This is a genomic window from Streptomyces sudanensis (genome assembly GCF_023614315.1).
Lineage (GTDB): Bacteria > Actinomycetota > Actinomycetes > Streptomycetales > Streptomycetaceae > Streptomyces > Streptomyces sudanensis.
Genome location: NZ_CP095474.1, coordinates 665,468 through 691,904 on the forward strand (window position 1 = coordinate 665,468; position 26,437 = coordinate 691,904).

The 26,437-nt window shown below is 73.9% G+C and carries 27 protein-coding genes and 1 riboswitch; of the genes, 16 read left to right on the forward strand and 11 right to left on the reverse strand.

Annotated features, from left to right (window positions below; all coding sequences use genetic code 11):
- The first annotated feature begins 122 nt into the window (after positions 1-122).
- From MW084_RS02865 to MW084_RS02875, 3 genes are all read left to right on the forward strand, one after another.
- Positions 123-1,040, forward strand: coding sequence for a 1-aminocyclopropane-1-carboxylate deaminase/D-cysteine desulfhydrase (locus MW084_RS02865; protein ID WP_010471653.1), 918 nt, complete (start codon positions 123-125; stop codon positions 1,038-1,040).
- Positions 1,041-1,293: 253 nt separating this feature from the next.
- The gene (locus MW084_RS02870) at positions 1,294-1,707 is read left to right on the forward strand and encodes an ATP-binding protein (protein WP_010476148.1); all 414 of its coding nucleotides are present in this window, start codon (positions 1,294-1,296) and stop codon (positions 1,705-1,707) included.
- Positions 1,707-2,678, forward strand: a complete 972-nt coding sequence (locus tag MW084_RS02875) for an RNA polymerase sigma factor SigF (protein WP_010476150.1) — start codon at positions 1,707-1,709, stop codon at positions 2,676-2,678. The genes MW084_RS02870 and MW084_RS02875 overlap by 1 nt, the downstream gene beginning before the upstream one ends.
- Before the next feature lie 19 nt (positions 2,679-2,697).
- Here the strand turns inward: MW084_RS02875 and MW084_RS02880 are convergent, their stop codons facing one another.
- Positions 2,698-3,120, reverse strand: a complete 423-nt coding sequence (locus MW084_RS02880; protein WP_010476152.1) for a hypothetical protein — start codon at positions 3,118-3,120, stop codon at positions 2,698-2,700.
- A 70-nt stretch (positions 3,121-3,190) separates the two neighbouring features.
- Here MW084_RS02880 and MW084_RS02885 point away from each other — a divergent pair, with 70 nt between their 5' ends.
- Both MW084_RS02885 and MW084_RS02890 read left to right on the forward strand, forming a co-directional pair.
- Positions 3,191-4,159 (forward strand): diacylglycerol/lipid kinase family protein, encoded by a 969-nt coding sequence (locus MW084_RS02885; protein WP_010476154.1) that lies wholly within the window; start codon positions 3,191-3,193, stop codon positions 4,157-4,159.
- 316 nt (positions 4,160-4,475) lie between these two features.
- Positions 4,476-4,733 carry a WhiB family transcriptional regulator gene (locus MW084_RS02890; protein ID WP_003953983.1) on the forward strand — a complete coding sequence of 86 codons (258 nt, stop codon included), beginning with the start codon at positions 4,476-4,478 and terminating at the stop codon, positions 4,731-4,733.
- A 123-nt stretch (positions 4,734-4,856) separates the two neighbouring features.
- On the opposite strand, the gene MW084_RS02895 is transcribed toward MW084_RS02890, so the two are convergent.
- The gene (locus MW084_RS02895) at positions 4,857-6,320 is read right to left on the reverse strand and encodes a PAS domain-containing sensor histidine kinase (protein WP_010476179.1); all 1,464 of its coding nucleotides are present in this window, start codon (positions 6,318-6,320) and stop codon (positions 4,857-4,859) included.
- A 497-nt stretch (positions 6,321-6,817) separates the two neighbouring features.
- Here MW084_RS02895 and nagB point away from each other — a divergent pair, with 497 nt between their 5' ends.
- The 4 genes from nagB (at position 6,818) to mctP (ending at position 11,292) form a co-directional block, all read left to right on the forward strand.
- Positions 6,818-7,603, forward strand: coding sequence for a glucosamine-6-phosphate deaminase (nagB, locus tag MW084_RS02900; protein ID WP_010476181.1), 786 nt, complete (start codon positions 6,818-6,820; stop codon positions 7,601-7,603).
- 876 nt (positions 7,604-8,479) lie between these two features.
- Complete coding sequence (locus tag MW084_RS02905; protein WP_010469151.1) at positions 8,480-9,265, forward strand: GntR family transcriptional regulator; 786 nt, start codon at positions 8,480-8,482, stop codon at positions 9,263-9,265.
- A gap of 144 nt (positions 9,266-9,409) precedes the next feature.
- Complete coding sequence (locus MW084_RS02910) at positions 9,410-9,673, forward strand: DUF3311 domain-containing protein (RefSeq protein ID WP_010469150.1); 264 nt, start codon at positions 9,410-9,412, stop codon at positions 9,671-9,673.
- Positions 9,670-11,292 (forward strand): monocarboxylate uptake permease MctP, encoded by a 1,623-nt coding sequence (gene mctP / locus MW084_RS02915; RefSeq protein ID WP_010469148.1) that lies wholly within the window; start codon positions 9,670-9,672, stop codon positions 11,290-11,292. The genes MW084_RS02910 and mctP overlap by 4 nt, the downstream gene beginning before the upstream one ends.
- A 72-nt stretch (positions 11,293-11,364) precedes the next feature.
- Here the strand turns inward: mctP and MW084_RS02920 are convergent, their stop codons facing one another.
- Both MW084_RS02920 and MW084_RS02925 read right to left on the reverse strand, forming a co-directional pair.
- The gene (locus MW084_RS02920) at positions 11,365-11,679 is read right to left on the reverse strand and encodes a type II toxin-antitoxin system PemK/MazF family toxin (RefSeq protein ID WP_010469146.1); all 315 of its coding nucleotides are present in this window, start codon (positions 11,677-11,679) and stop codon (positions 11,365-11,367) included.
- Positions 11,669-11,908, reverse strand: coding sequence for a hypothetical protein (locus MW084_RS02925; RefSeq protein ID WP_010469145.1), 240 nt, complete (start codon positions 11,906-11,908; stop codon positions 11,669-11,671). Before MW084_RS02925 ends, MW084_RS02920 begins: the two co-directional genes overlap by 11 nt.
- A gap of 56 nt (positions 11,909-11,964) precedes the next feature.
- Here MW084_RS02925 and MW084_RS02930 point away from each other — a divergent pair, with 56 nt between their 5' ends.
- From MW084_RS02930 to MW084_RS02940, 3 genes are all read left to right on the forward strand, one after another.
- Positions 11,965-12,519, forward strand: a complete 555-nt coding sequence (locus tag MW084_RS02930; RefSeq protein ID WP_010469144.1) for a GNAT family N-acetyltransferase — start codon at positions 11,965-11,967, stop codon at positions 12,517-12,519.
- A gap of 21 nt (positions 12,520-12,540) precedes the next feature.
- Positions 12,541-12,685, forward strand: a riboswitch (cobalamin riboswitch).
- A gap of 143 nt (positions 12,686-12,828) precedes the next feature.
- Positions 12,829-15,183 carry a ribonucleoside-diphosphate reductase subunit alpha gene (locus MW084_RS02935; protein WP_010469143.1) on the forward strand — a complete coding sequence of 785 codons (2,355 nt, stop codon included), beginning with the start codon at positions 12,829-12,831 and terminating at the stop codon, positions 15,181-15,183.
- A complete protein-coding gene (locus tag MW084_RS02940; protein WP_010469142.1) occupies positions 15,180-16,199 on the forward strand; it encodes a ribonucleotide-diphosphate reductase subunit beta in 1,020 nt (339 codons plus the stop codon). The genes MW084_RS02935 and MW084_RS02940 overlap by 4 nt, the downstream gene beginning before the upstream one ends.
- Positions 16,200-16,269: 70 nt before the next feature.
- On the opposite strand, the gene MW084_RS02945 is transcribed toward MW084_RS02940, so the two are convergent.
- From MW084_RS02945 to MW084_RS02975, 7 genes are all read right to left on the reverse strand, one after another.
- Positions 16,270-17,007: a D-Ala-D-Ala carboxypeptidase family metallohydrolase gene (locus MW084_RS02945; protein WP_039828863.1), complete on the reverse strand. Its 738-nt coding sequence runs from the start codon at positions 17,005-17,007 to the stop codon at positions 16,270-16,272.
- A 178-nt stretch (positions 17,008-17,185) separates the two neighbouring features.
- Positions 17,186-17,836, reverse strand: a complete 651-nt coding sequence (gene def / locus MW084_RS02950) for a peptide deformylase (RefSeq protein ID WP_010469140.1) — start codon at positions 17,834-17,836, stop codon at positions 17,186-17,188.
- A gap of 74 nt (positions 17,837-17,910) precedes the next feature.
- A complete protein-coding gene (locus tag MW084_RS02955; RefSeq protein WP_010469139.1) occupies positions 17,911-18,891 on the reverse strand; it encodes a tetratricopeptide repeat protein in 981 nt (326 codons plus the stop codon).
- Positions 18,892-19,317: 426 nt separating this feature from the next.
- Positions 19,318-19,617 (reverse strand): mycothiol system anti-sigma-R factor, encoded by a 300-nt coding sequence (gene rsrA / locus MW084_RS02960; RefSeq protein WP_010469138.1) that lies wholly within the window; start codon positions 19,615-19,617, stop codon positions 19,318-19,320.
- The gene (locus tag MW084_RS02965) at positions 19,614-20,270 is read right to left on the reverse strand and encodes a sigma-70 family RNA polymerase sigma factor (protein ID WP_029553342.1); all 657 of its coding nucleotides are present in this window, start codon (positions 20,268-20,270) and stop codon (positions 19,614-19,616) included. Before MW084_RS02965 ends, rsrA begins: the two co-directional genes overlap by 4 nt.
- 307 nt (positions 20,271-20,577) lie before the next feature.
- Entirely contained in the window at positions 20,578-21,222 is a 645-nt protein-coding gene (locus tag MW084_RS02970; protein WP_010469134.1) for an alpha/beta hydrolase family protein, read from the reverse strand.
- Positions 21,223-21,382: 160 nt separating this feature from the next.
- The gene (locus MW084_RS02975) at positions 21,383-22,198 is read right to left on the reverse strand and encodes an SOS response-associated peptidase (RefSeq protein ID WP_010469133.1); all 816 of its coding nucleotides are present in this window, start codon (positions 22,196-22,198) and stop codon (positions 21,383-21,385) included.
- Between the two features lie 46 nt (positions 22,199-22,244).
- Between MW084_RS02975 and MW084_RS02980 the strand changes: the two genes are divergently transcribed.
- The 4 genes from MW084_RS02980 to hisN all read left to right on the forward strand — a co-directional run bounded on the left by MW084_RS02980 (position 22,245) and on the right by hisN (position 26,305).
- On the forward strand, positions 22,245-22,949 hold the full coding sequence (locus MW084_RS02980; RefSeq protein WP_010469132.1) for a M50 family metallopeptidase: 705 nt from the start codon (positions 22,245-22,247) through the stop codon (positions 22,947-22,949).
- Between the two features lie 27 nt (positions 22,950-22,976).
- Complete coding sequence (gene aroA, locus MW084_RS02985; protein WP_010469131.1) at positions 22,977-24,323, forward strand: 3-phosphoshikimate 1-carboxyvinyltransferase; 1,347 nt, start codon at positions 22,977-22,979, stop codon at positions 24,321-24,323.
- A gap of 5 nt (positions 24,324-24,328) precedes the next feature.
- The gene (rsgA, locus tag MW084_RS02990) at positions 24,329-25,339 is read left to right on the forward strand and encodes a ribosome small subunit-dependent GTPase A (RefSeq protein WP_010469130.1); all 1,011 of its coding nucleotides are present in this window, start codon (positions 24,329-24,331) and stop codon (positions 25,337-25,339) included.
- A 162-nt stretch (positions 25,340-25,501) separates the two neighbouring features.
- Positions 25,502-26,305 carry a histidinol-phosphatase gene (gene hisN / locus MW084_RS02995; protein WP_010469129.1) on the forward strand — a complete coding sequence of 268 codons (804 nt, stop codon included), beginning with the start codon at positions 25,502-25,504 and terminating at the stop codon, positions 26,303-26,305.
- Positions 26,306-26,437: the final 132 nt, after the last annotated feature.

Sequence of the window (26,437 nt, forward strand, 5' to 3'; positions counted from 1 at the left end):
GTGCGGGGGCCCGGNCCNNNTGCGCGGACCCGGGCCCCCGCACGGACCCGCGCCCCGGACAAGGCCGTCCGCCTCACGGCCCCCGCGCCCTCGCGGGACCGCGCCCCGCGCACAATGGGCGGGTGACCTCCCACGATCCCGCCGCCGTCCTGGAGCCGCGGCTGCCCTCGCCGCTGCAGCCGGTCGACGACGACCGGTTCACCCGGCGCGGCCTGCGCCTGCTGCTGAAGCGCGACGACCTGATCCACCCGGAGCTGGTGGGCAACAAGTGGCGGAAACTGGTGCCGGTCCTGGCCGCGGCGGCCGGGCGGCCGGTGCTGACCTTCGGCGGGGCGTACTCCCACCACCTGCGGGCGACCGCGGCGGCCGGGCGGCTGCTGGGCTTTCCGACCGTCGGCGTGGTCCGCGGCGACGAGCTGGCCGGACGACCGCTGAACCGGTCGCTGGAGCGGTGCGCGGCGGACGGGATGCGCCTGGTGTTCGTCGACCGGGCGACGTACCGCGCGAAGGGCGACCCGGAAGTGGTGGCGCGGCTGCTGGCGGACGCGCCGGAGGGCGCGGTGGTGGTCCCGGAGGGCGGCAGCGACGCGGCGGCGGTGCGCGGCTGCGCGGAGCTGGGCCGGGAGCTGCGGGGCCGGGCGGACGTGGTGGCGGTGGCGTGCGGCACGGGCGGGACCCTGGCCGGGCTGGCGGCGGGCCTGGCGCCCGGGCAGCGGGCACTGGGGGTGCCGGTCCTGAAGGGCGGCTTCCTGGGCGCGCAGGTGCGGGCGCTGCAGACCGCGGCGTTCGGTGGCCCGGCCGGCGAGTGGAGCCTGGACGAGCGGTTCCACTTCGGCGGGTACGGGCGGACCGGCCCCGCGCTGGAGGCGTTCGCGGAGGACTTCGCGGCCCGCCACGGGGTGCCGGTGGAGCGGCTCTACGTCGCCAAGATGCTGTACGCGCTGGTGGCACTGACGGAGGAGGGAGCCTTCGCGCCGGGTACGGCGGTCGCCGCGGTGGTGACCGGGCGGCCGGATCCGGACACGGGGCCGCGGGCCTGAGACGCGGACGGTTCGACCGCGCGGTACCTGGGTACGTCAACCCTCCGCCGGGTCCTCGGGTTTGGGTGCCGCGACCCCCTGACCACTTCGCGCACCGGCACGTTCACCACGAGTGACGCCCACCGGTCCGGGTCCCGGCGACACGACGGCACGGATCGCGGTAGCGTCACGAGGACCACGTATTTCGCGTACCGCGCGGTCCGGGGCACGCTCCCCGGCCCACGAACGAGTTTGTGCCACCTTGGAGGTGAGGGTGTCCCAGATCGCAGGCGAGCCCGGGAACCAGGACTTCGTGGAAGTCCGGCTGCCGGCTGCGGGTGCCTACCTGTCCGTGCTGCGTACGGCCACGGCCGGCCTGGCGGCGCGTTTGGACTTCACCCTCGACGAGATCGAGGACCTGCGCATCGCGGTCGACGAGGCGTGCGCGATCCTGCTCCAGCAGGCCGTGGCCGGGTCGGTCCTCAGCTGCGTCTTCCGGCTGATCGACGACTCGCTGGAGGTCACGGTGTCGGCGCCCACCACCGACGGCCGCGCCCCCGAGCGGGACACGTTCGCCTGGACGGTGCTGTCCGCCCTGGCGGGCAAGGTCGACTCCTCGGTCGCCGAGGACCGCACGGTCTCGATCAGCCTGTACAAACAGCGCGGCGCGGGACCCGGGCCGGCGTGATGGACGGGGACGGTCCGGTGCGGAACGAGGAGCGCGGCCCGCGGGCCGCGGGCGCGGCGGAGGGCGTCGCGGGCATCCCGGAGCAGCAGGCGCGACCGCACCCGGTGGACGGCCCGGCGGGCGGCCCGGAGGAGGCGCCGGGGCGGGCGCGGGCGGAGCGGACGCGGATGGACGACGGCGAGCACGGACGGCGGGGCAGGAACCAGCGGCACGACCCGCAGGACCGGAGCGGGGCGCGGGCGATGTTCGTCGAGCTGCGCGGCCTGCCGGACGGCTCGCCGGAGCGGGCCGAGCTGCGCAACCGGCTGGTGCGGATGCACCTGCCGCTCGTCGAGCACCTCGCGCGCCGCTTCCGGAACCGGGGCGAGCCGCTGGACGACCTGACGCAGGTCGCGACCATCGGGCTGATCAAGTCCGTGGACCGGTTCGACCCGGAGCGGGGCGTCGAGTTCTCCACGTACGCGACGCCGACGGTTGTCGGCGAGATCAAGCGGCACTTCCGCGACAAGGGCTGGGCGGTCCGGGTGCCCAGACGCCTGCAGGAGCTGCGGCTGTCGCTCACCACGGCGACGGCCGAGCTGTCCCAGACGCACGGACGGTCACCGACCGTGCACGAGCTGGCGGAGAGGCTGGGGATCTCCGAGGAGGAGGTCCTGGAGGGGCTGGAGTCCGCGAACGCGTACTCGACCCTCTCGCTGGACGTGCCCGACACCGACGACGAGTCGCCCGCGGTCGCCGACACCCTGGGCGCCGAGGACGAGGCGCTGGAGGGGGTCGAGTACCGGGAGTCGCTGAAGCCTCTGCTGGAGGGCCTGCCGCCCCGGGAGAAGCGGATCCTGCTGCTGCGGTTCTTCGGGAACATGACGCAGTCGCAGATCGCTCAGGAGGTGGGCATCTCCCAGATGCACGTCTCCCGGCTGCTGGCCCGCACGCTGGCCCAGCTCCGGGAGAGGCTCCTGGTGGAGGAGTGACGCCGGCGGGCCGCCGGCGTCAGGGGGTGCGGCCGGTGATGCCCAGGGCCCGGGTGGTCGCGGGGTGGACCAGGAGCACCAGCGCCGCCACCGCCGCCACCGCCAGCGCGATCCCCGCCGGGACCGCCGCGCCCTCCCCCGTCAGCAGCGTGTACGCCACCGGCAGCGCCAGGATCTGCGTGACGATCGCCGGCCCCCGGCTCCATCTGCGGCACAGCAGCAGGCCCCGCGCCGCCAGCAGCGGGATGAGGCCGAGCACGATGAGGGTCGCCCCGCCGGTGAGGGCCTGGGTGACGCCGTCGGGGGTGCCGGTCAGGGTGTTCACGAGGACGTAGACGCCCCCGGCGACGAGGGCGAGCGCCTCCAGTCCGGTCACCGCCGCGGCGGCCGTCACACGGGGGGGACGCGACGTGGGGGCGGGGTTCCGTTCGCTGCTGCTCACCCCTGCAGGGTAGCCGCCCGCTCCCGGCCCCCTCCGGGAGTGGTACCGCGCGGTAGGTAACCTGGCGGGCATGCGCGCACTCCTCGTGGTCAACCCGGCAGCCACCACCACGAGTGCCCGCACCCGTGACGTGCTGATCCACGCCCTCGCCAGCGAGATGAAGCTGGACGCCGTGACGACGGAGTACCGGGGGCACGCGCGGGACCTGGCCCGGCGGGCCGCCGACGCGGGCGACGTCGACCTGGTCGTCGCACTGGGCGGGGACGGCACCGTCAACGAGGTCGTCAACGGCCTGCTGCACCACGGCCCCGACCCCGAGCGGCTGCCGCGGCTGGCGGTGGTGCCCGGCGGGTCCACCAACGTGTTCGCCCGCGCCCTGGGCCTGCCGAACGACGCGGTCGAGGCGACCGGCGAGATCCTCGACGCCCTGCGCGAGCGGCGGAGCCGGACGATCGGGCTGGGCCTCGCGGCCGGCACCCCCGGCACCGGGGACGAGGCCGTGCCGGCCCGCTGGTTCACCTTCTGCGCCGGGCTCGGCTTCGACGCCGGGGTGATCGGCCGCGTCGAGCAGCAGCGGGAGCGCGGCAAGCGGTCGACGCACGCGCTGTACCTGCGCCAGGTCGTCCGCCAGCTGCTGGCGGACCCGCACCGGCGGCACGGCACGATCACCCTGGAGCGGCCGGGTCACGCACCGGTCGAGGATCTGGTGCTGTCGATAGTCTGCAACACCTCCCCCTGGACGTACCTGGGGAACAAGCCGGTGTACGCGTCACCGGAGGCGTCCTTCGACAAGGCGCTCGACGTGCTGGGGCTGGACAGCCTCTCCGGCCCCGCCGTCGCCCGGTACGGCACACAGCTGCTGCTGTCCGGCCCGAAGCGCGGTCCGCAGGGCAGGCACGCGGTCTCCCTGCACGACGAGATCGACTTCACCTTGCATTCCAAGGTCCCGCTGCCGTTTCAGTTGGACGGAGACCACCTGGGGCTGCGTATGAGCGTGACGTTCACAGGCGTTCGCCGTGCACTAGGTGTGATTGTGTGAGCAGAAGGGCCCTCAATCCTTTATCTCGAACGTATGGACCCGGCTCCACCCCATAGAAGTACGGCTGTGACCTAGTCGACACCGAGGAATCAAAAAAACTTTCTGGAAGGGGTTGTATCCGCCGCCGAGGTTTGCGAGTCTCTACCTGGCGATCGGGACGGCCCGCAGCACCGGCCTCCACTGAGAGCCAGAACCCCTCCTCAATCCGGGACCACACCAGTCCGTCTGGCAGTCGGCCCTTCACTTGCGGGGGGATTCGTGAAAGCGTTCACATTCACAAGCAACTTGCATGCAACACCAAGGAGAGGTAGCAGCCATGGACTGGCGTCACAACGCCGTTTGTCGTGAGGAAGACCCCGAGCTGTTCTTCCCCATCGGCAACACCGGTCCTGCGCTGCTGCAGATCGAGGAAGCCAAGGCCGTCTGCCGTCGCTGCCCCGTGATGGAGCAGTGCCTGCAGTGGGCGCTCGAGTCCGGTCAGGACTCCGGCGTCTGGGGCGGCCTCAGCGAGGACGAGCGTCGTGCGATGAAGCGCCGCGCCGCCCGTAACCGGGCGCGGAACGCCAGCGCCTGAGCACCGCCACCGCGCCTCCCGAATAGCAGCGCGCAGCAGTAACCCACAGCATTCGAGCCCCGGACCGTACGGAAACGGTCCGGGGCTCGCTGCCGTCCGATCCCCTGGCCGCCGGCGCCGGGGCTACTTCTGCGCGCGGACCGGGACGTCCAGCACCACCCGCGTCCCCCGGCCGGGAGCCGGGCGCATCGTGAAGGTCCCTCCCAGCTCCCCCTCCACCAGCGTCCGCACGATCTGCAGCCCCAGGTTGCCCCCGCGCTGCGGGTCGAAGCCCTCCGGCAGGCCCCGGCCGTCGTCCTGGACGGTGATCAGCAGCCGGGCGTCGCGGCCCTCGCCGCGGACCGCCGTGACCTCGACCGCACCCTGCCCGGCGGGGGCGAAGGCATGTTCCAGGGCGTTCTGCAGGATCTCCGTGAGCACCATGGACAGGGGGGTGGCGACCTCGGCGTCGAGGATGCCGAAGCGCCCGTTGCGCCGGCAGGCCACCTTGCCCGGGGAGATCTCCGCCACCATCGAGATGACCCGGTCCGCGATGTCGTCGAACTCGACGCGCTCGTCCAGGTTCTGCGAGAGGGTCTCGTGGACGATGGCGATCGAGCCGACCCGTCGCACCGCCTCCTCCAGGGCCTCCCGGCCCCGGTCGGAGTCGATCCGGCGGGCCTGGAGGCGCAGCAGCGCGGCGACCGTCTGGAGGTTGTTCTTCACCCGGTGGTGGATCTCCCGGATGGTGGCGTCCTTGGTGATCAGTTCCCTTTCGCGGCGGCGCAGTTCCGTCACGTCGCGCAGCAGGACGAGCGAACCGATCCGGGCGCCCTTCGGCTTGAGGGGGATGGCGCGGAGCTGGATGACGCCGCCGTTCCCCTCGACCTCCGTCTCGCGCGGGGCGTAGCCGCTGGCCAGTTTGACGAGCGCCTCGTCGACCGGGCCGCGGGAGGGCGCCAGTTCGGCGGTGATCTGGCCGAGGTGCTGACCGACCAGGTCGGCGGCCAGGCCGAGGCGGTGGTACGCGGAGAGCGCGTTGGGCGAGGCGTACTGGACGACGCCGTCCGCGTCGAGCCTGATCAGGCCGTCGCCGGCGCGCGGCGAGGCGTCCATGTCGACCTGCTGCTCGGGGAAGGGGAAGGTCCCCGCGGCGATCATCTGGGCCAGGTCGGAGGCGGACTGGAGGTAGGTGAGCTCCAGCCGGGAGGGGGTGCGGACGGTGAGCAGGTTGGTGTTCCGCGCGATCACGCCGAGGACGCGGCCCTCGCGCCGTACGGGGATCGACTCGACCCGTACGGGGACCTCCTCGCGCCACTCCGGGTCGCCCTCGCGCACGATGCGGCCCTCGTCGAGGGCGGCGTCGAGCAGCGGGCGGCGGCCGCGGGGGACGAGGCGGCCCACCATGTCGTCCTGGTAGGAGGTGGGGCCGGTGTTGGGGCGCATCTGCGCGACGGAGACGTAGCGGGCGCCGTCGCGGGTGGGGACCCACAGCACGAGGTCCGCGAAGGAGAGGTCGGAGAGCAGCTGCCACTCCGAGACCAGCAGGTGGAGCCACTCGAGGTCGGACTCGCCGAGGGCGGTGTGCTGGCGGACGAGGTCGTTCATGGAGGGCACGCCTGCGAGCGTACTCGTGCGGCCGGGCCTGGTGCTTTGCCGGTCCGTGGTGGAGGATGGAGCGGTGGTCCCCTCCGTCGCCGGACGGGTGGGGGCCGGTCCGCCCCACGATCGAGTGAAGACCTCCGCCCTCCCCGCACAGGAGGACGGACCGAGGCTCCGGCGCTCTCCGCCCCGACCGCGCCGAGGCCTCACTCACGGCCGAGGGACCGCACACCCCGGCCGTCACCACTCCGGGCTGCGGTGCCGGACGGGTCGAGGGTCCCGTCGCGGCGCCGCGGCCCGCGGGTGCCTCCGGAACCGGACGGATCCTCCCGGCGTGCCCGACCGCCCCGATCGCCCCGTGCGCCCTGCTTCCCCGACGGGGCCCGGGGACGGCCGCCCGTCCGTCGGGCGGATGCCGGAGCGTTCCCGGCGAGGGACACCCCTGCTAGCTTGGTCTATACCTCTTTCCGTGCGGTTTCCCCTCCCGGATCGGCAGGTGCAGCATGGAAGTCGTCATCGTCCGGGACGCCGGGGCGGGCGGCGCGCTCGTCGCGGAGGCGATCGCGGACCTCCTGCGCCGCAAGCCCGACGCCCTGCTCGGCGTGGCCACCGGTTCGACCCCGCTGCCCGTCTACGACGCCCTGGGCGCCATGGTCCGCTCCGGTTCCCTCGACGTCTCGCGCGCCCGGATCGCCCAGCTCGACGAGTACGTCGGCCTGCCCGCCGGGCACCCCCAGTCGTACCGCTCCACGGTGCTGCGGCAGGTCGTGGAGCCGCTGGGTCTGGACCCCGGCTCGTTCCTGAGCCCGGACGGCACCGCCGGGGACGTGCGGGCGGCGTGCGAGGCGTACGACCGGGCGCTCGCCGAGGCGGGCGGCGTGGACCTCCAGCTGCTCGGCATCGGCACGGACGGGCACATCGGCTTCAACGAGCCCTGCTCGTCGCTCGCCTCCCGCACCCGCGTCAAGGCGCTCACCGAGCGGACCCGGGCCGACAACGCCCGGTTCTTCGGCGGCGACGTCGACCGGGTCCCGCGCCACGCCGTCACCCAGGGCGTCGGCACCATCCTGGAGGCCCGCCACCTGGTCCTCCTGGCCACCGGGGAGAGGAAGGCCGAGGCGGTCGCACGGGCCGTGGAGGGGCCGGTCGCCGCCCGCGTCCCGGCTTCCGCGCTCCAACTGCACCCGCACGCGACGGTCGTCGTCGACGAGGCCGCCGCCACCCGGCTGGAACTCGCCGACTACTTCCGCCACGCCCACGCCCACAAGCCGTCCTGGCAGGGGTGGTGAACCGGGCCCGCGCGGGCCCGCGCCGGGCGTCGCGCACGGCGGACACGGCGCCGCCCGCAGCGGCGCTGGAACCGGGAGGCACGTCGCACGAGAGGAGAACCGGAGACGCGCGGGCCCCTGACCCGGCGTCACGTCACGCGCGGCGCACGGCCCGCCGCCGGACCGACCGCGGCGCCGGGCGCGGTCCCCTCCTGCACCGCCGCACCCGGCCCCGCGCCGACCCCCCGGCCCGGTGCGGCCGGCCGGCGCGGGGCGCACCCGCGCCGGCCGGCCGCACCTCGGGCAGTCCACCGGTCCGTACCGCTTCCCCCCGCGCGNCGCGCGGGCCGGTACGGTCTCCTCGCCCGCCGGGCCGCCGCCGACGCGGGCGGCGTCGGCGTCCGCCGCGATCGCGGGGACGGAGCCGCGCCCGATGCCGTGCGCCGACGCGACGGCCCGCGTCCGCGTGCCGTCGGCGGCGGTCGGCCCTCCGCGGCCCGGTTCCCGGCGGGCCGGGACGGCGGGGCGATCGGGGGTCGAGCGCGGGCAGCAGGATAAGCGGGCTCGCCGCCGCTCCGGAACCCGCGGTACGGGCCGCGCGGGAAAGGTGCCAGCTCACAGACGTGCGGTGTGTCCGGTTCCACATCGGTACGGGGCCTCGCGGGGGGTGGGTCCGCATTCGTCTCCCGTGTCCGGCGGCCGGCCCGGACCGGTCGCCGCCGGCCCGGTCAGACCCGGGTCCTCGCGGGGGCCTGGGGTGTATAAGGGGAGCTGTCGCACCCGCCGCGGGGCCCCCTCCGAGGAGGGGCGGCGACCCGTGACCGGTCCGTCCGTCACGTGGGCCGCGGCGGACGGAGGGCGCCGGTGACGGCGGCACAGGAGTCGGAGAGGCGGGTCATGGCCACGGACGGTGGCGGTACCGGGACCACGGGCGGACTCCCGTCCGGGAACGGCGCACAGGCCCCCGCGGCTCGTGTGCCGAAGTACTACCGGCTCAAGCACCACCTGCTGGAGATGACCGGGACGCTGCCCCCCGGCACGCCCGTGCCGCCGGAACGCGCCCTGGCCGCCGAGTTCGGGACCTCCCGCACCACCGTGCGCCAGGCGCTCCAGGAGCTGGTGGCCGAGGGGCGCCTGGAGCGGATCCAGGGCAAGGGCACGTTCGTGGCGAAGCCCAAGGTCTCGCAGGTGCTGCGGCTCACCTCGTACACCGAGGACATGCGGGCCCAGGGCCTGGAGCCGGCCTCCCGGCTGCTGGACATCGGGTACGTCACCGCCGACGACGCCCTCGCGGAACTGCTCGACACCGAGCCCGGCGGGCGCGTCCTGCGCGTCGAGCGGCTCCGCCTGGCCGGCGGGGAGCCGATGGCCATCGAGACGACGCACCTGTCGGCCGAGCGCTTCCCGGCGCTGGGCCGCTCCCTGGGCAGGTACGCCTCCCTCTACGCGGCCCTGGCCGAGGTGTACGGCGTGCGCCCGGCGGAGGCCGAGGAGACCATCGAGACCTCGCTGGCCACCCCGCGCGAGGCCGGGCTGCTCGGCACGGACGTGGGCCTGCCCATGCTGATGCTGTCCCGCCACTCGATCGACGAGCACGGCGCCCCCGTGGAGTGGGTGCGGTCGGTGTACCGGGGCGACCGCTACAAGTTCGTGGCGCGCCTGAGGCGGCCCGTCGACGGGTAGCGGCCCCGGCCACGGCGGTCACTCCGCCCGCAGGGGCAACCGTGGTGACCGCAGTCACACCGTTATCTGGTGACGGGTTCCCTACGGCCGGACTCTCCCCTAGATTCACCGCATCCACGGTTGATCACGAGGGGACGGTGCGCCATGTCCGAGGCGGTACGAGGGAAACAACCGGTCGTCACACCCGTCCGGGTGGTGATCACGCTCTGCCTGGCCGCCCCGTTCGTCGCGATGCTCTGGGTGGGCTCCTACGCGCGGACGGAGCCCGCGCTCGCCGGGATCCCGTTCTTCTACTGGTACCAGATGCTGTGGGTCGTGCTGTCGACCGCGCTGACGATGGTGGCGTACAAGCTGTGGCACCGCGACCAGCGGGCCCGCTCCTCCCAGGACGGGGGTGCGCGGCGGTGAAGGACGGTGTCAACGGTGTCGCGCTCGCCGTCTTCGTCTTCTTCTTCCTGCTCGTCACGGTCCTCGGCTTCATGGCCGCCCGCTGGCGCAGGGCCGAGAACGAGCACAGCCTGGACGAGTGGGGCCTGGGCGGCCGGTCGTTCGGCACCTGGGTCACCTGGTTCCTGCTCGGCGGCGACCTGTACACGGCGTACACCTTCGTCGCCGTCCCGGCGGCGATCTACGCGGCGGGCGCGGCCGGCTTCTTCGCCGTGCCGTACACGATCCTCGTCTACCCGCTGATCTTCATCTTCCTGCCCCGCCTGTGGTCGGTGTCGCACAAGCACGGGTACGTCACCACCTCCGACTTCGTGCGCGGCCGGTTCGGCTCCAAGGGCCTGTCGCTGGCGGTCGCCCTCACCGGCATCCTCGCCACGATGCCGTACATCGCGCTCCAACTGGTCGGCATCCAGGCGGTGCTGGACGTGATGGGCGTCGGCGGCGGCGAGTCGACGCACTGGTTCGTCAGGGACCTGCCGCTGCTCATCGCCTTCGGCGTGCTCGCGGCGTACACCTACTCCTCCGGGCTGCGGGCCCCCGCGCTGATCGCGTTCGTCAAGGACACGCTGATCTACCTGGTCATCGCGGTGGCCATCGTCTACATCCCGATCAAGCTGGGCGGCTTCGACGCGGTGTTCAGCGCGGCGGGCGACGCGTTCAGCCAGGTCAACCCGGCGACCGACAAGCCGCGCGGGGCGCTCGTGCCGGGCGAGGCGGGCCAGTGGACGTACGCCACGCTGGCGCTCGGCTCGGCGATGGCGCTGTTCATGTACCCGCACTCGATCACCGCGACCCTGTCGTCCGGCAGCCGCGACGTGATCCGCCGCAACACGACGATCCTGCCGCTGTACTCGCTGATGCTGGGCCTGCTGGCCCTGCTCGGGTTCATGGCGATCGCCGCCGGCATCAAGGTGGACAACGGCCAGCTCGCCATCCCGCAGCTGTTCGAGGACATGTTCCCGGACTGGTTCACGGGCGTGGCCTTCGCCGCGATCGGCATCGGCGCGCTCGTCCCGGCCGCCATCATGTCGATCGCCGCGGCGAACCTGTTCACCCGCAACATCTACCGGGACTTCCTGAAGCCCGACGCCACCCCGAAGCAGGAGACCAAGGTCTCCAAGATCGTGTCGCTGCTGGTGAAGGTCGGCGCGCTCGCCTTCGTCCTGACGATGGACAAGACGGTCGCCATCAACTTCCAGCTCCTGGGCGGCATCTGGATCCTCCAGACCTTCCCCGCGCTGGTCGGCGGCCTGTTCACCCGCTGGTTCCACCGCTGGGCGCTGCTCGGCGGCTGGGCGGTCGGCATGGTGTACGGCACGTGGACCGCGTACAACGTGGCGAGCCCCACGCAGAAGCACTTCGGCGGCTCGGCGGCACAGATCCCCGGCATCGGCGAGATCGGCTACATCGGCCTCACCGCGTTCCTGCTGAACCTGCTGGTCACGGTCGTCCTGACGTTCGCGCTGCGGGCGGCCGGGGCGCCGGAGGGCGTCGACGAGACGGCGGAGTCCGACTACACCGCCGACGCGGGCGACCCGGGCGTCACCCCCGAACTGCCCAAGGTGGGAACGGGCCACTGACCCACGGCACATGAGCCGGCGGGGCCCCGTGCGGGGCCCCGCCGGTGTCCGTTCCGGCCGTCCGGGCCGTCCTCAGAGCAATCCGAGCACCAGCTTGACCGCGTGTTCGATCTCGTCCCACTCCTCGGGATCGACCCGCCCCGCGAAGTCGCCCAGCCGCTGCGGGTCGACGGCCGCCATCTGCTCCACCAGGACCACCGTGGGCGTGCCGTCCATGTCCAGCTTCGGATGCAGCAGGCCGGGTGCCGCGCTCGTCGAGGTCGGGGCGACGATCAGGGTGGAGGTGAGAAGTGCCTGCGTCTGCAGGACGACCGCGTACCGCGTACCGCGCTGCTCCCGGCCGACCGCGTCCCTGCGGGCGCGCAGCCGGTGGACGTCACCACGCACGGATGTCCTCCATGTCCGCCCTCACCTGGGCCAGTTCCGCCTGGTAGGCCGGATCGTTCCGCCATTCGGCCAACTCGTCCGCCGCGCGGCGGTACTGCTCCCGTACGTACGCCTCGTGGATGGCCAGCCTTATGGCGTCCGACGCGGTGACGCCTCTCAGTTCGGCCAGGATCTCCAGCTCACGGTGCGTGTCGGAGTCGGTGCGGAAACTGATCGTCTTCGGCGTCATGACTCCAGCGTAATACCGAACGCATTACGCGCAACCGGCGGGGCAGACTGTCTCTCATGGACGCCACCACCACCCCGACCTCCGTACCGCCTCCCGCGCCACCCTCCGCCGGCTTCGCCGTGCGCCCCGTGCGCCCCGCCGAGCACGCCGCCCTGGGCGAGATCTGCGCCCGCGCCTACCTCGACGGCGGGCTGCTGACCCACGGGGCCGACGACCCGTACCTGGACCTGCTGCGCGACGTGCCGCGCCGGGCCGCCGAGGCCGAGGTGCTCGTCGCCGCCGATCCGGACGGCACCCTCCTCGGCGGGGTCACGTTCGTACCGTCCGGCGGCAGGCCGTGGGCGGACATCGCGGGCCCGGACGAGGCCGAGTTCCGGATGCTCGCCGTGTCCGGCGCGGCGAGCGGACGCGGCGTGGGCGAGGCGCTCGTCCGGGCGTGCGCGGACCGGGCGCGCGCCCGCGAGGGGTGCGCGCGGCTCGTCCTGTCGGTCGTCCCGGAGGCCCGCGCCGCCCGGCGGCTGTACGACCGGATGGGCTTCGCGCGGGTCCCGCGGCGGGACTGGGAACCCCTTCCCGGTCTGCCCCTCCTGGCATACGAGCTGACACTCTGACACAACATGTGGGGGGTTCCGTATCCGGATCCCCCCACATGTATGCTCGTCCTCGCTGTCGCAGCAGGGGAATCCGGTGCGATTCCGGAACTGTCCCGCAACGGTGTACCGGTGTGCCCTTCGCGTACCCGCGAGTCCGACGACCTGCCCGCAGCGCGCCCGGACCGTCCGGCCCGGGTGCCCAGACGTCCGGGCCTCGCGGAGTGGGCCGGTGGACGCGGTCACGCACGCCCCCGTGCCCGGGGTGGGGCGCGCCCGCCCGCCGCCGCCCCGCGCGGGGCCCCGAGCCGAGCGAGGGAGAGCCCCCACGTGACCATCGCGCCAGCGGATCCGGTCTCAGCCGCCGAAGCCGACGCTCCCGGGACCGCGCTGCTGCGGACCCTGACCGACCTCACCGCCGACCTCCCGGACACCGACCCCGGCAGGGTCGCCGCCGCGGCCCTGCGCGGCCGGCACGCCGGATCGGACGAGGCCGAACTCCGGGAGCTCGCCACCGAGGCGGCGGCCGGCCTGATCGCCGAGGACCCGGCGTACTCCCGGCTCGCCGCCCGGCTGCTGGCCCGCACGATCGCCGACGAGGCGGCCGGGCAGGGCGCGGTGGCGTTCTCGGCGTCGGTCGCCGCCGGTCACCGCGAGGGGCTCATCGCCGACCGGACCGCCGACCTTGTCGCCCGCCACGCCGCGCGGCTCGACGCGGTGATCGACCCGGAGGCCGACGACCGCTTCGGCTACTTCGGCCTGCGCACCCTGTACTCGCGCTACCTGCTGCGCCACCCGATCACCCGCAAGGTCGTCGAGACGCCGCAGCACTTCCTGCTCCGCGTCGCCTGCGGTCTGGCCGAGGACGACTCGGACCGCGCGCTCGGCGAGGTGGAGGCGCTGTACGGGCTGATGAGCCGCCTCGACTACCTGCCGTCCTCCCCCACCCTGTTCAACTCGGGCACCCGCCACCCGCAGATGTCGTCCTGCTATCTGCTGGACTCCCCGCAGGACGAGCTGGACTCCATCTACGGCCGGTACCACCAGGTGGCGCGGCTGTCGAAGCACGCGGGCGGCATCGGCCTGTCGTACTCCCGCATCCGCGCCCGCGGTTCGCTCATCCGCGGCACCAACGGCCACTCCAACGGCATCGTGCCGTTCCTGAAGACGCTGGACGCGTCGGTCGCCGCCGTCAACCAGGGCGGCCGCCGCAAGGGCGCCGCCGCGGTGTACCTGGAGACCTGGCACGCCGACATCGAGGAGTTCCTGGAGCTCCGCGACAACACCGGCGAGGACGCCCGCCGCACCCACAACCTGAACCTGGCGCACTGGGTCCCCGACGAGTTCATGCGCCGGGTCAGCGACGACGCCGAGTGGTCGCTGTTCTCCCCGTCGGACGTGCCCGAGCTGGTCGACCTGTGGGGCGAGGAGTTCGACGCCGCGTACCGGGCCGCCGAGGCGAGGGGCCTGGCCCGCAGGACGATGCCGGCCCGCGACCTGTACGGCCGGATGATGCGGACCCTCGCGCAGACCGGCAACGGCTGGATGACGTTCAAGGACGCCGCCAACCGCACCGCCAACCAGACCGCCGAGCCGGGCCACACGGTCCACTCCTCGAACCTGTGCACCGAGATCCTGGAGGTCACGGACGACGGGGAGACCGCCGTCTGCAACCTCGGCTCGGTGAACCTGGGCGCGTTCGTCACCGGCGGCGGCATGGACTGGGAGCGGCTGGACGAGACCGTCCGCACCGCGGTGACCTTCCTCGACCGGGTCGTCGACATCAACTTCTACCCGACCGAGGAGGCCGCCCGGTCCAACACCCGCTGGCGCCCGGTGGGCCTGGGCGTGATGGGCCTCCAGGACGTCTTCTTCAAGCTGCGGCTGCCGTTCGACTCCCCGGAGGCGCGGGCCCTGTCGACCCGGATCGCCGAGCGGATCATGCTCGCCGCGTACGGGGCGTCCGCCGACCTGGCCGAGCGCAGCGGCCCGCTGCCCGCCTGGGACAAGACCCGCACCGCGCGGGGCGTGCTCCACCCCGACCACTACGACGTGGAGCCGGCCTGGCCGGAGCGGTGGGCGGCGCTGCGCGAGCGGATCGCCTCCGTGGGCCTGCGCAACTCGCTGCTGCTGGCGATCGCGCCGACCGCGACGATCGCGTCCATCGCGGGCGTCTACGAGTGCATCGAGCCGCAGGTGTCCAACCTGTTCAAGCGCGAGACGCTGTCGGGCGAGTTCCTCCAGGTCAACTCGTACCTGGTGGACGACCTGAAGGAGCTCGGCGTGTGGGACGCGCAGACCCGCGAGGCGCTGCGCGAGGCGAACGGCTCGGTGCAGGGCTTCACCTGGGTGCCGGCCGAGGTGCGCGAGCTGTACCGCACGGCGTGGGAGATCCCGCAGCGCGGCCTGATCGACATGGCCGCCGCCCGGACGCCGTTCCTGGACCAGTCGCAGTCGCTGAACCTGTTCCTGGAGACGCCGACCATCGGCAAGCTGTCGTCGATGTACGCGTACGCCTGGAAGCAGGGCCTGAAGACGACGTACTACCTGCGCTCCCGCCCGGCGACGCGCATCGCCCGCGCCGCGTCCGCGGCGACCGTGCCCGTCCCCGTCCAGCAGGTGTCCGAGCCGGACGCCGTCGCCTGCTCCCTTGAGAACCCCGAGTCCTGCGAGGCCTGCCAGTGACGAGCCCCACCCGCACCCCGAACCTCCTCGACCCGGGATTCGAGCTGACGCTGCGCCCGATGCGCTACCCGGACTTCTACGAGCGGTACCGGGACGCCATCAAGAACACCTGGACCGTCGAGGAGGTCGACCTCCACTCGGACGTCGCGGACCTGGCGAAGCTGACCCCCGGCGAGCAGCACCTGATCGGCCGGCTGGTGGCGTTCTTCGCGACGGGCGACTCGATCGTCGCGAACAACCTGGTGCTGACGCTCTACAAGCACATCAACTCGCCCGAGGCCCGGCTCTACCTCTCCCGCCAGCTGTTCGAGGAGGCCGTGCACGTCCAGTTCTACCTGACGCTGCTCGACACCTACCTCCCCGACCCGGAGGACCGGACCGCCGCGTTCGCCGCCGTGGAGAACATCCCCTCCATCCGCGAGAAGGCCGCGTTCTGCTTCCGGTGGATGGACTCGGTGGAGAAGCTGGACCGGCTGGAGACGAAGGCCGACCGGCGCCGCTTCCTGCTGAACCTGATCTGCTTCGCCGCGTGCATCGAGGGCCTGTTCTTCTACGGCGCCTTCGCGTACGTCTACTGGTTCCGTTCGCGCGGCCTGCTGCACGGCCTGGCCACAGGCACCAACTGGGTGTTCCGGGACGAGACGATGCACATGGGCTTCGCGTTCGAGGTCGTGGACACCGTCCGCAAGGAGGAGCCGGACCTGTTCGACGACGAACTCGGGCGGCAGGTCGCGGACATGCTGAAGGAGGCCGTGGAGGCCGAGCTGCAGTTCGCCCGCGACCTGTGCGGCGACGGCCTGCCGGGCATGAACACCGAGTCGATGCGCGCCTACCTGGAGTGCGTCGCCGACCAGCGCCTGACGCGGCTGGGCCTCACCCCGGTGTACGGCTCGGAGAACCCGTTCGCCTTCATGGAGTTGCAGGGCGTCCAGGAGCTGACGAACTTCTTCGAGCGGCGCCCGTCCGCGTACCAGGTCGCCGTCGAGGGCTCGGTGGACCTGGACGAGGACTTCTGACCGGCCGGCTCCCCACGCGCGGCGGCCCGCACCCCCTCCCTCGCGGGGGTGCGGGCCGCCGTGCCGCGGGTCAGATGCCGCAGGTGGGCGCCGACCAGTAGCGGCTGGACCGGTGGTCGAGGTGGGTGTGGTCGTTGTGGTCCGGGTAGCCCGGGCCGAGGATGCCGTTGAAGCCGTGGTTGCGGGCCTGCTGGGCCAGCTTGCACAGCGAGTGCGGGCCGGCGCCGAGGTCGACGCCGTCCCCGTACAGGTGGCGGCTGGTGGAGGAGCCGCCGACCGCGTTGTTGCAGGCGTACGAGCGGAAACCGCTGGTCACGGTGATGGACTGGTCGCCCAGGGCGTGCCGCATGGCCTCCAGCTTCCACATGGCGCGCAGGGCGTTGGACTTGGCGGTCGCCGCGCTCACCGCGCCGCCGGACCAGTCGGAGTTGCAGCGGTTGAGCTCGGCGTAGCTGAAGTGGATCGGGGTGCAGTCGGCGTCCTGCAGCGCGTAGATCTTGCTGAAGGTCGCGGGGCCGGCGACACCGTCGGCGGTCAGCCCGTAGGCGGCCTGGAAGCGCTTGACGGCGGCGGTGGTGGCCGGGCCGTACGAGCCGTCGATCTCCAGGACCGCGCCGTAGCCGGGGTAGCCGGCGACCCGGATCTGGAGCTGCGTGACGTCGGAACCGGTCGCGCCCTGCGAGAGGGTGCGGGACCAGGTGTAGCAGTCGTCGGCCTGGGCGGGCCCGGCCGTGGCGACGACCCCGGCGAGGCCGGCGACGGCGGCCATGACCATGGCCAACAGAAGGCGTGCCGTGCGTCTCAGCATTGCGTCTCCCTGCTGTGAGCGGTGTACGCAGAGACTCGCGTGCCGGTTGACGCGCGTCAACCGACCCTACGGCAACGGAATTCGGCCACTCGATGACGGAATGATGACGGGCGGGAGCGGGAGGCGGCGGGCCGGGGCGCGGCCCGCGGGCGGGCCCGCGCCCCGGCGCGGCGGCGCGTCAGTCGTTGGGGACGACCGGGTAGCGGGGCGTGCCCTCGGCCATCTGGCGCAGGGCGTCCTTGCGGTCCCGCTTCGACAGGCGGTCGATGTACAGGTAGCCGTACAGGTGGTCCGTCTCGTGCTGGAGGCAGCGGGCGAAGTAGCCGGTGCCGCGCACCTTGATCGGGTTGCCCTTGACGTCCTGGCCGCGCACGACCGCGTAGTCGGGCCGGGCGAGCGAGGCGTAGGCGGTGGGGACGGACAGGCAGCCCTCGTTGGAGTCGTCCAGGGCGCGCCGCTCGGGCGGCAGCTCCTCCAGGACCGGGTTGCAGACGACGCCGACGTGGCGCACGCCCTCGTCGTCGGGGCAGTCGTAGACGAAGACCTTCAGGTCGACGCCGATCTGGTTGGCGGCGAGGCCCACGCCCTCGGCGGTCCGCTGGCTGGCGAACATGTCGTCGACCAGCCGGGCCAGCTCGTCGTCGAACGCGGTGACGTCCTTGCACTCCTTGTGCAGCACGGGGTTGCCGACGACCGTGATGGGGCGCGACGTACCGCGCTCGCGGTACGCCCGCTCGCGCTCCTCGCAGTTCTCCGTGTCGACGACGAAGCCCTCGTCGTCCACGGGGAGGGCGTCGTAGCCCTGCTGGTCCGTCTCCTGCTGCGCCATGTCCGGTCTCGCGCCTTCCCTTGGGTACCCGTTGCGATGTGCCCGTACAGCCTACGGGCCCGGCGCGGCGGGCCTCAGCAGACTTCCTCCAGATCGCGCCACTCCCGGCTGTCCGGGCCGTCCGCGACCCAGCCGTCCAGCAGTCCCCGCACCAGTCCGGCCGGCGCGGCGATGCCGCACTCCCGCTCCGGCACCCACAGGTCGCCGGCGGTGCGGTGGCCGAGCGGGCCCGGGTGGCCCGGCTCGCTGTGGTCGTGCGGGTCGAGGTGCTCGCCGTCGCCCTCGGCGCTCGGCATCCGCGACTCGGAGCAGGAGCGGCACAGCAGCCGCACCGACGACGACCAGTCCTCGGCGGCGAACCCGGCGTCGGCGGCCAGCCGCTCCAGGGCGTCCCGGTCGGCCTCGGTCGCGGCCTCCAGGAGCACCACCCAGGTCGGCACGGGCGACGGTGCCCACAGCTCGATCTCGTCGAACACCGGGAAGCTGTGCCCGGCGGCGGTGGTCCGCTCGCCGTTGGGCACCCCGTCGTGGAGGACGACCTCGCCCCAGCGGCGCCCGGACGAGGGCAGCGGGATCGACAGCACCTCGATCCGGGCCGGGTCGAGCCTGCGGCCCCACACCACCTCGGCCTCGCCCTCCGGCGACAGCCGTACGGCGGCGCTGCCCAGCTCCATGCCGGTCGGCTCCCCGCCGGGAGCCTCGCCGACCGGCACCTTCAGGCCGTACGCCTGCCAGGCGCGCCGGGCGAGCGGCCAGTCCTGGAGGGCGGTGGCGGCGATGCCGACGTTCCACCAGTCGGGCGTCCCGGTGCCCTTGTCGAGCAGGGCGACCGCGCGCAGCCCGGCGGCGCGGGCCTGCTCCCAGTCGTGCCGGAACTTGTGCAGCAGCGCCAGGTTGAACCAGGACTCGGAGAGCCAGGGCTCCAGGTCGGCGGCGCGCGTCAGCAGCGCGCCCGCGTCCTCGTACCGCCCGTCCCCGATCAGCGTGAACGCGCGGTCGGTGGCCTGCCGCCACGAGGCGGAGGGCCGATGCCGTACCTTCCCGAAGATCCTCACGATTCCCGCCTGCCGGTCGCTGAAGGTCACTGCCCCCGGACACCCTCTCGTTGGCATCCAACCATGCCCGGTCGCGCGCCCGCTCATTACCCATGGGTTACCCCGGGGCCGGCCCCCCGACGCCGCCCGTAGGCGACGGCTCCGACCAGGGATTCCGCCGCCGCGGGGGCGGTGGCCCCGCGGCGGCCCCGCGGACGGGGGTGCCCGGCGTCCGGACGGCCTCCCGGGGGGCGGTTTCCCCGGACGGGTCGTCCTACGCGCGGACGGCGGCCCGGAAGGCGCGGGCGGTCCGCGCGACCCGCCGGACGTGCCGGGACCGGGGGCGGCGGGGGCGGCCCGGCCGGCGCCTTCGAGGGGCGTACACGGGACGGGGCGCCGCCGCGGGGCCTCCCGCTGCGGCGCCCCGTCCCTCCGGGTGCCGTGCCGTCACTCCTGGGCGGTCGCGGAGACGTCCTGGTCGGGGACGGCCTCCCCGGCCCGGATCAGCTCGATCCGCCCCATGACCTTCGCGCGCAGGTCGCTCGGTACGTCGTCGTGCCCGCAGCAGCGCTTGACGAGCTTCTTCACCGCCTGTTCGAGCCCGTACTTCTCCAGGCACGGCGAGCACTCCTCGAAGTGCGTCTCGAACTTCGTGCAGTCGCTGTCGGGCATCTCGCGGTCGAGGAACTCGTAGAGGTGGTCCAGGACCTCCGAGCAGTCCGTCTCGTGTGGCTCTCCGCAGCTCATGACCCCGAGCCCTTCCGATCGTCCGTGGCCTCTCCGGCGCCGGCGGGGACCAGTCCGCGCTCGCGGGCGTAGTCCTCGAGCATGCCGCGCAACTGGCGGCGTCCACGGTGGAGCCGGGACATCACCGTGCCGATGGGCGTTCCCATGATGTCCGCGATCTCCTTGTAGGCGAAGCCCTCGACGTCGGCCAGGTAGACGGCGATGCGGAACTCCTCGGGGATCGCCTGGAGGGCCGCCTTCACGTCGGAGTCCGGGAGGTGGTCGAGGGCCTGGGACTCGGCCGAGCGCAGACCGGTCGACATGTGCGACTCGGCGCGGGCGAGCTGCCAGTCCTCGATGTCCTCGGCCGCGCTGCGCTGGGGTTCGCGCTGCTTCTTGCGGTACGAGTTGATGAAGGTGTTGGTGAGGATGCGGTACAGCCACGCCTTCAGGTTGGTGCCCTCGCGGAACTGGTGGAACGAGCCGTACGCCTTGGCGAACGTCTCCTGCACCAGGTCCTCGGCGTCCGCCGGGTTGCGCGTCATCCGCAGGGCGGCCGAGTACATCTGGTCGAGGTAGCCGAGGGCGTCCCGCTCGAAGCGCGCGTTGCGCTCGCCGTCCGTCTCCCCGGGGTCCTCGACGGACCCCCTGTCGGTCCCAGTGACCGGACCCACCTCCTCCAGCGCCGCGGCGAGACCGAGTGCGGACCCGCTCGAATCGGAGGATAGTCGACCCTCCGCCGGCCGTCTCCGCCGATTGTCGTCGCCCGTCACCCGGGCGGACCCGGCAGCCGGTCCGGACAGCACCGTCCAGTCCAGCCCGGTGGTGCGCGACCGGCTCGGGCAGATGGTCGAACCCATGCGACGGACTCCCTCTCCTGGCCTGATGTCGTCGACCGACGGTCGGGACAACAGCGGGGAGCCGCTCCTCATTCCCGGTTCACCCGGGAAGGACCCCGGCTCACCCGGGAGGGTCCCCGGTTCACCCCGGAAGGCCGTCGAGCCACCGCGCGACCTCTCCGGCGATCCTCCCGAGGGCGTCCTCCTGCGTGGTGGCGGCCCGCTTCGGTACGGCGAAGGAGTGGTCGGCCCAGGGGACCTCCACGACCCGGTGGCCGCCGCGGGGGAACTCGCCGGGCCTCCCGAAGGGGTCGTTGCCGCCCTGGACGACGAGGGTGGGCAGGCCGCTGCCGAGGAGTTCGCCGGCGCGGGTCCTCTCGGGCCTGCCCGGCGGGTGCAGGGGGAAGGCCAGGGCGAGTACGGCGTGGGCCTGCAGTTCGCGGGCGGTGCGGCAGGCGACCCGGGCCCCGGCGCTGCGCCCCCCGGCGACGACGGGCGCGCCGGGCGCCCGCAGGGCGGGCCACAGGTCGCGCCAGGCGGCGTCGAGGGTCTTCGGGGCGGGCGCGAGCCTCCGGCCGGCGACGCGCCAGGGCTGCTCGACGAGGGCGACGGTGGCCGCGGCGGCGTGCGGCAGGTGCGCGGCGAGGGCCCGCAGGTCGCGGGCCTCGATCCCGCCCCCGGCGCCGTGGCCGAGGGCGACGACGAACCGGGCGCCGGGCCCGGCGGGGTACCAGGTGATCCGGGCGTCGCCGGCGCCCGTGGGAACGGTCTCGGTCTGCTGTGTCACGGGGCCATCCTCGCGCGCCCGGGTCCGGCGCGGCGCCGGACCCGGGCGCTCCCCGGGGGCGCGCGGGTCCGCCGGTCCGTCGCGGACCAGTCGCGGACGATCCGGCGGCCGCTCCTCGCGGGCGCGCGGGTCCGCCTCCGCGCGCGCGGCCCGGGGCCGGTCAGAAGAGGGTGCTCTCTTCGGGTGCGTCGAGTTCCGTCAGGAGCTCGGGGCCGTTGTTGCGGACGTTGCTGACGGCGGTGGGGACCGGGTACGCCCGCATCAGGCCGCCGGGCGGCGGGGCGAGCAGGGCGCGCAGCTCCCCGGTGTCGGTGCGGGCCGGGTCCAGCCAGGCGTCCCAGCGGTCCTCGGTGAGCATGAGCGGCATCCGCGGGTGGATGTCGGCGAGCGAGCGGGGGCCCTCGGCGGGGGCCACCGCGAGGGGGTCCTTCTCGGCCTCGGTGGTGATCACCGAGCAGGTCGCCCACCAGGCCCCCGGGTGGTCGGGGGGCAGCGTCGGGTCGCGCCAGAACTCGTACAGCCCGGCCATCGCGAAGACGGAGCCGTCGGCGGGCGTGACGAAGTAGGGCTGTTTGCGGGGGCGCTTCCGCTTCCCCTCGACCTCCCGCTGCCGCTCGTCGGCGCCGGTGACCCACTCGTAGTAGCCGTCGGCGGGGAGGATGCAGCGGCGCGCGGCGAAGGCGCGGCGGTAGGCGGGCTTCTCGTGGACGGTCTCGGCCCGGGCGTTGATCATCCGGGCCGCGCCCTCGGGGGACTTCGACCAGGACGGCACGAGCCCCCACCGCAGGGGGCGCAGCTGGCGGACCGGGCGGGGTTCGTCGGTGTCCTTCAGGGGGCGTTCGAGTACCGCGTACACCTCCTTGGTGGGGGCGACGTTCCAGTCGGGCTCCAGGGCCTCCTCGGGCTCCCACTTCTCCACGCCGAAGATCCCGGCGAGTTCCCCGGGCCTCCGGCCGGCCGCGTAACGTCCGCACATACCACCAAGACTGCCACGTCCCCGCGACCCCCGAGGAGCCGTCCCCATGGCCACCGCGAACATCCTCGACGACGTCCTGGGCACCCAGTCCCCGCCCGGCCTGTGGCTGGTGGCCGCGACCGGGGCGGCCGCGCTGCTGGCGACCTCGGTGAGGGCGCTGTGGCGGCCCGCGCGGAACGCGGTGACGATCGCCCACGAGGGCGGCCACGCGCTGGTGGCGCTGCTCACCGGGCGGCGGCTGGAGGCGATCCGGCTGCACTCGGACACCAGCGGGCTGACCGTGAGCCGGGGCAGGCCGACCGGCCTCGGCATGATCCTCACGGCGGCCGCCGGGTACACGGCGCCGTCGCTGCTGGGGCTGGGCGGTGCCTGGCTGCTGGCGGCGCACCGGATCACGCTGCTGCTGTGGGTGGCGACGGCGCTGCTGGCCGCGATGCTGCCGATGGTCCGCAACGCGTACGGGGTGCTGGCCGTGGTGGTGACGGGCGGGGCGTTCCTGCTGGTGTCGTGGCTGACGGAGCCGGAGGTGCAGGCGGCGTTCGCGTACGGCGCGGTGTGGTTCCTGCTGCTGGGCGGGGTGCGGCCGGTGTTCGAGCTCCGGGCGAGGCGGCGGCGGGGGGAGGCGCGGGACTCCGACGCCGACCAGCTCGCCCGGCTCACCCACGCCCCGGCGGCGATGTGGATGTTCCTCTTCTACTCCGTCTCGCTCTCCTCGCTGGTCGGCGGGGGCCGCTGGCTGCTCGGCCTGTGATCCGCCCGGCCCACTAAAGTGAGAGGCATGACCGACATCCCCGCGCACCCCGATCCCTGGCCCGCCCCGTACGCGAGCGGCCCGGTCGACGCGACCGTCTCCGTGCCCGGTTCCAAGTCGGTCACGAACCGCGCCCTGGTCCTGGCCGCCCTCGCCTCCGAGCCGGGCTGGCTCCGCCGCCCGCTGCGGTCGCGGGACACGCTGCTGATGGCGGAGGCCCTGCGCGCGCTGGGCGTGGGCATCGAGGAGACGGTGTCGTCCAGCTCGGCCGGCGCGGGCGCCCCGGACGGGTGCGGCGAGGCGTGGCGGGTCATCCCGGCGGGCCTGCACGGCCCGGCCTCGGTCGACGTGGGCAACGCGGGCACGGTCATGCGGTTCCTGCCGCCGGTGGCGGCGCTGGCGGACGGCCCGGTCCGCTTCGACGGCGACGCCCGCTCGTACGAGCGGCCGCTGCACGGCGTGATCGACGCCCTGCGCGTGCTGGGCGCACGGATCGACGACGGCGGGCGGGGCGCGCTGCCGATGACGGTGCACGGCGGGGGCGCCCTGGACGGCGGGAAGGTCGAGGTCGACGCCTCGTCGTCCTCGCAGTTCGTCAGCGCGCTGCTGCTGTCGGCTCCCCGCTTCAACCAGGGCGTCGAGGTGCGGCACACGGGCTCGCGGCTGCCGTCGACGCCGCACGTCCGGATGACCGTGGACATGCTGCGCGCGGTGGGCGCGCAGGTGGACGAGCCGGAGACGGGCGGCGAGCCGAACGTGTGGCGGGTCTCCCCGTCCGCGCTGCTCGGCCGCGACCTGGTGGTCGAGCCGGACCTGTCGAACGCCCAGCCGTTCCTGGCGGCCGCCCTGGTGACGGGCGGCCGGGTCACCATCCCCGACTGGCCCGCGCGGACGACGCAGCCCGGCGACGCGCTGCGGGAGATCTTCACCGAGATGGGCGGTTCCTGCGAGCTGACGGACGCCGGCCTCACCTTCACCGGTTCGGGCCGGATCCACGGCATCGACGTGGACCTCGGCGAGGTGGGCGAACTGGCCCCCGGCATCGCGGCCGTCGCGGCGCTGGCGGACTCCCCGTCGACGCTGCGCGGCGTGGCGCACCTGCGGCTCCACGAGACGGACCGGCTGGCGGCGCTCACCGCGGAGATCAACGCCCTGGGCGGCGACGTGACGGAGACCGCGGACGGCCTGCGCATCCGGCCGCGCCCGCTGCGCGGCGGCGTGTTCCACACGTACGAGGACCACCGGATGGCGACCGCCGGCGCCGTGATCGGCCTCGCGGTCGAGGGGGTGCGTGTCGAGAACGTGGCGACGACCGCCAAGACCCTGCCCGACTTCCCCCGGATGTGGGCCGGGATGCTCGCGGTCGGGGCCTGAACGACATGCGCCGCTACGGCAGGAACGCCGACGAGGACGACATCCGCGTCCGTCCCAACCGCAAGGGGAACCGGCCCCGCACCAGCATCCGCCCCAAGCACGAGGACGCCGCGGAGGGCATGGTCCTGACCGTGGACCGGGGCCGGATCACCTGCCTGGTGGAGGGCCGCACGGTCATGGCCATGAAGGCCAGGGAGCTGGGCCGCAAGGCGGCGGTGGTCGGCGACCGGGTGTCGCTCGTCGGGGACCTGTCGGGCGCGAAGGACACCCTGGCCCGGATCGTGCGGATCGGGGAGCGCGCGTCGGTGCTGCGCCGCACGGCGGACGACGACGACCCGTACGAGCGGGTGGTGGTGGCCAACGCCGACCAGCTCGCCATCGTGACGGCCCTCGCCGACCCGGAACCCCGGCCGCGGCTGATCGACCGCTGCCTGGTCGCCGCGTTCGACGGCGGCCTGACGCCGCTGCTGGTGCTGACCAAGTCGGACCTGGCCCCGCCCGGGAAGCTGCTGGAGCTGTACGGCGCGCTGGACATCCCGTACGTCGTGACCAGCCGTGAGGAGCTGTACGACGGGGCGGCGGCCGACCGGGTGCGGGAGCACCTGGCGGGCCGCACCACGGCGTTCGTGGGGCACTCGGGCGTGGGCAAGACGACGCTGGTGAACGCGCTGGTACCGGAGGACCGGCGCCGTTCGACGGGGCATGTGAACGCGGTGACGGGACGCGGACGGCACACCACGACGTCGGCGCTGGCCCTGCCGCTGGCGGGCGCCGGCGGCTGGGTGATCGACACGCCCGGCGTGCGGTCGTTCGGGCTGAACCACGTCGATCCGTCGCGCGTGATCCACGCCTTCCCGGACCTGGAGCCGGGCACGGCGGGCTGCCCGCGTGCCTGCGGCCACGACGAACCGGACTGCGCGCTGGACGCCTGGGTCGAGGAGGGGCACGCGGACGAGTCGCGCCTCTACTCGCTGCGGCGTCTGCTGGCGACCCGGGAGCGGCACGAGGGCGACTGACGGACCCGGCCGGGGCGCGCCGGGGCGGCCCCGGAGCCGGGCGGCGGCCGGTACGGGCCGGCCGCCGCCCGGAACTCCGCCGCCCGGACCTCCCGCCGCCGTGCCCGCGCCGGGAGCGGCGCCGCCAAGTGCCGCCGGGCGGGCCCGGATAGAGTCGGGCGCATGGCCGACTACCACGATGACCTGCGTCTCGCCCATGTGCTGGCGGACGCCGCGGACACCGCCACGATGAACCGGTTCAGGGCCCTGGACCTCAAGGTGGAGACGAAGCCGGACATGACGCCGGTCAGCGAGGCGGACCGGGCCGTCGAGGAGCTGATCCGCGAGCACCTCCAGCGGGCCCGGCCGGACGACGCGATCCTCGGCGAGGAGTACGGGGTGGAGGGCGCGGGCCCGCGCCGCTGGGTGGTCGACCCCATCGACGGCACCAAGAACTACGTGCGCGGGGTGCCCGTCTGGGCGACGCTGATCGCGCTGACGGAGGACGACGGCGAGGGCGGCCACCGGCCGGTGGTCGGGGTCGTGTCGGCCCCGGCGCTGGGCCGCCGCTGGTGGGCGGCGCGGGGCCTGGGCGCGTACACGGGTTCCGGTCCGGAGTCGGCGACGCGCATCGGGGTGTCAAAGGTCGCGGGGCTGGCGGACGCCTCGTTCGCGTACTCGTCGCTGGGCGGCTGGGAGGAGCGGGGCCGCCTGGAGGGCTTCCTGGATCTGTCGCGGGCGTGCTGGCGCACGCGCGGATACGGCGACTTCTGGCCGTACATGATGGTCGCGGAGGGTTCGGTGGACATCTGCGCCGAGCCGGAGCTGTCGCTGTGGGACATGGCGGCGAACGCGATCGTGGTCCGGGAGGCCGGAGGCACGTTCACCGGGCTGGACGGCCGGGAGGGCCTGCTCAGCGGCGACGCGGCGGCGTCCAACGGCCTGCTCCACGGCGAGCTGCTGGCGTACCTGGCCCCCCGGGACTGAGCCGGGCGCCTCCGGGGCCCGGCGCAGTCCCGCCCGGCGCGGCCCCGTCCGGAAGAACCCCGCTGGGAAAGCCCCGCCCTCCCGTCCCCGGCCCGCCGGCCGCACCCCGGGGCACGGCCGGCGGGCCGGGGA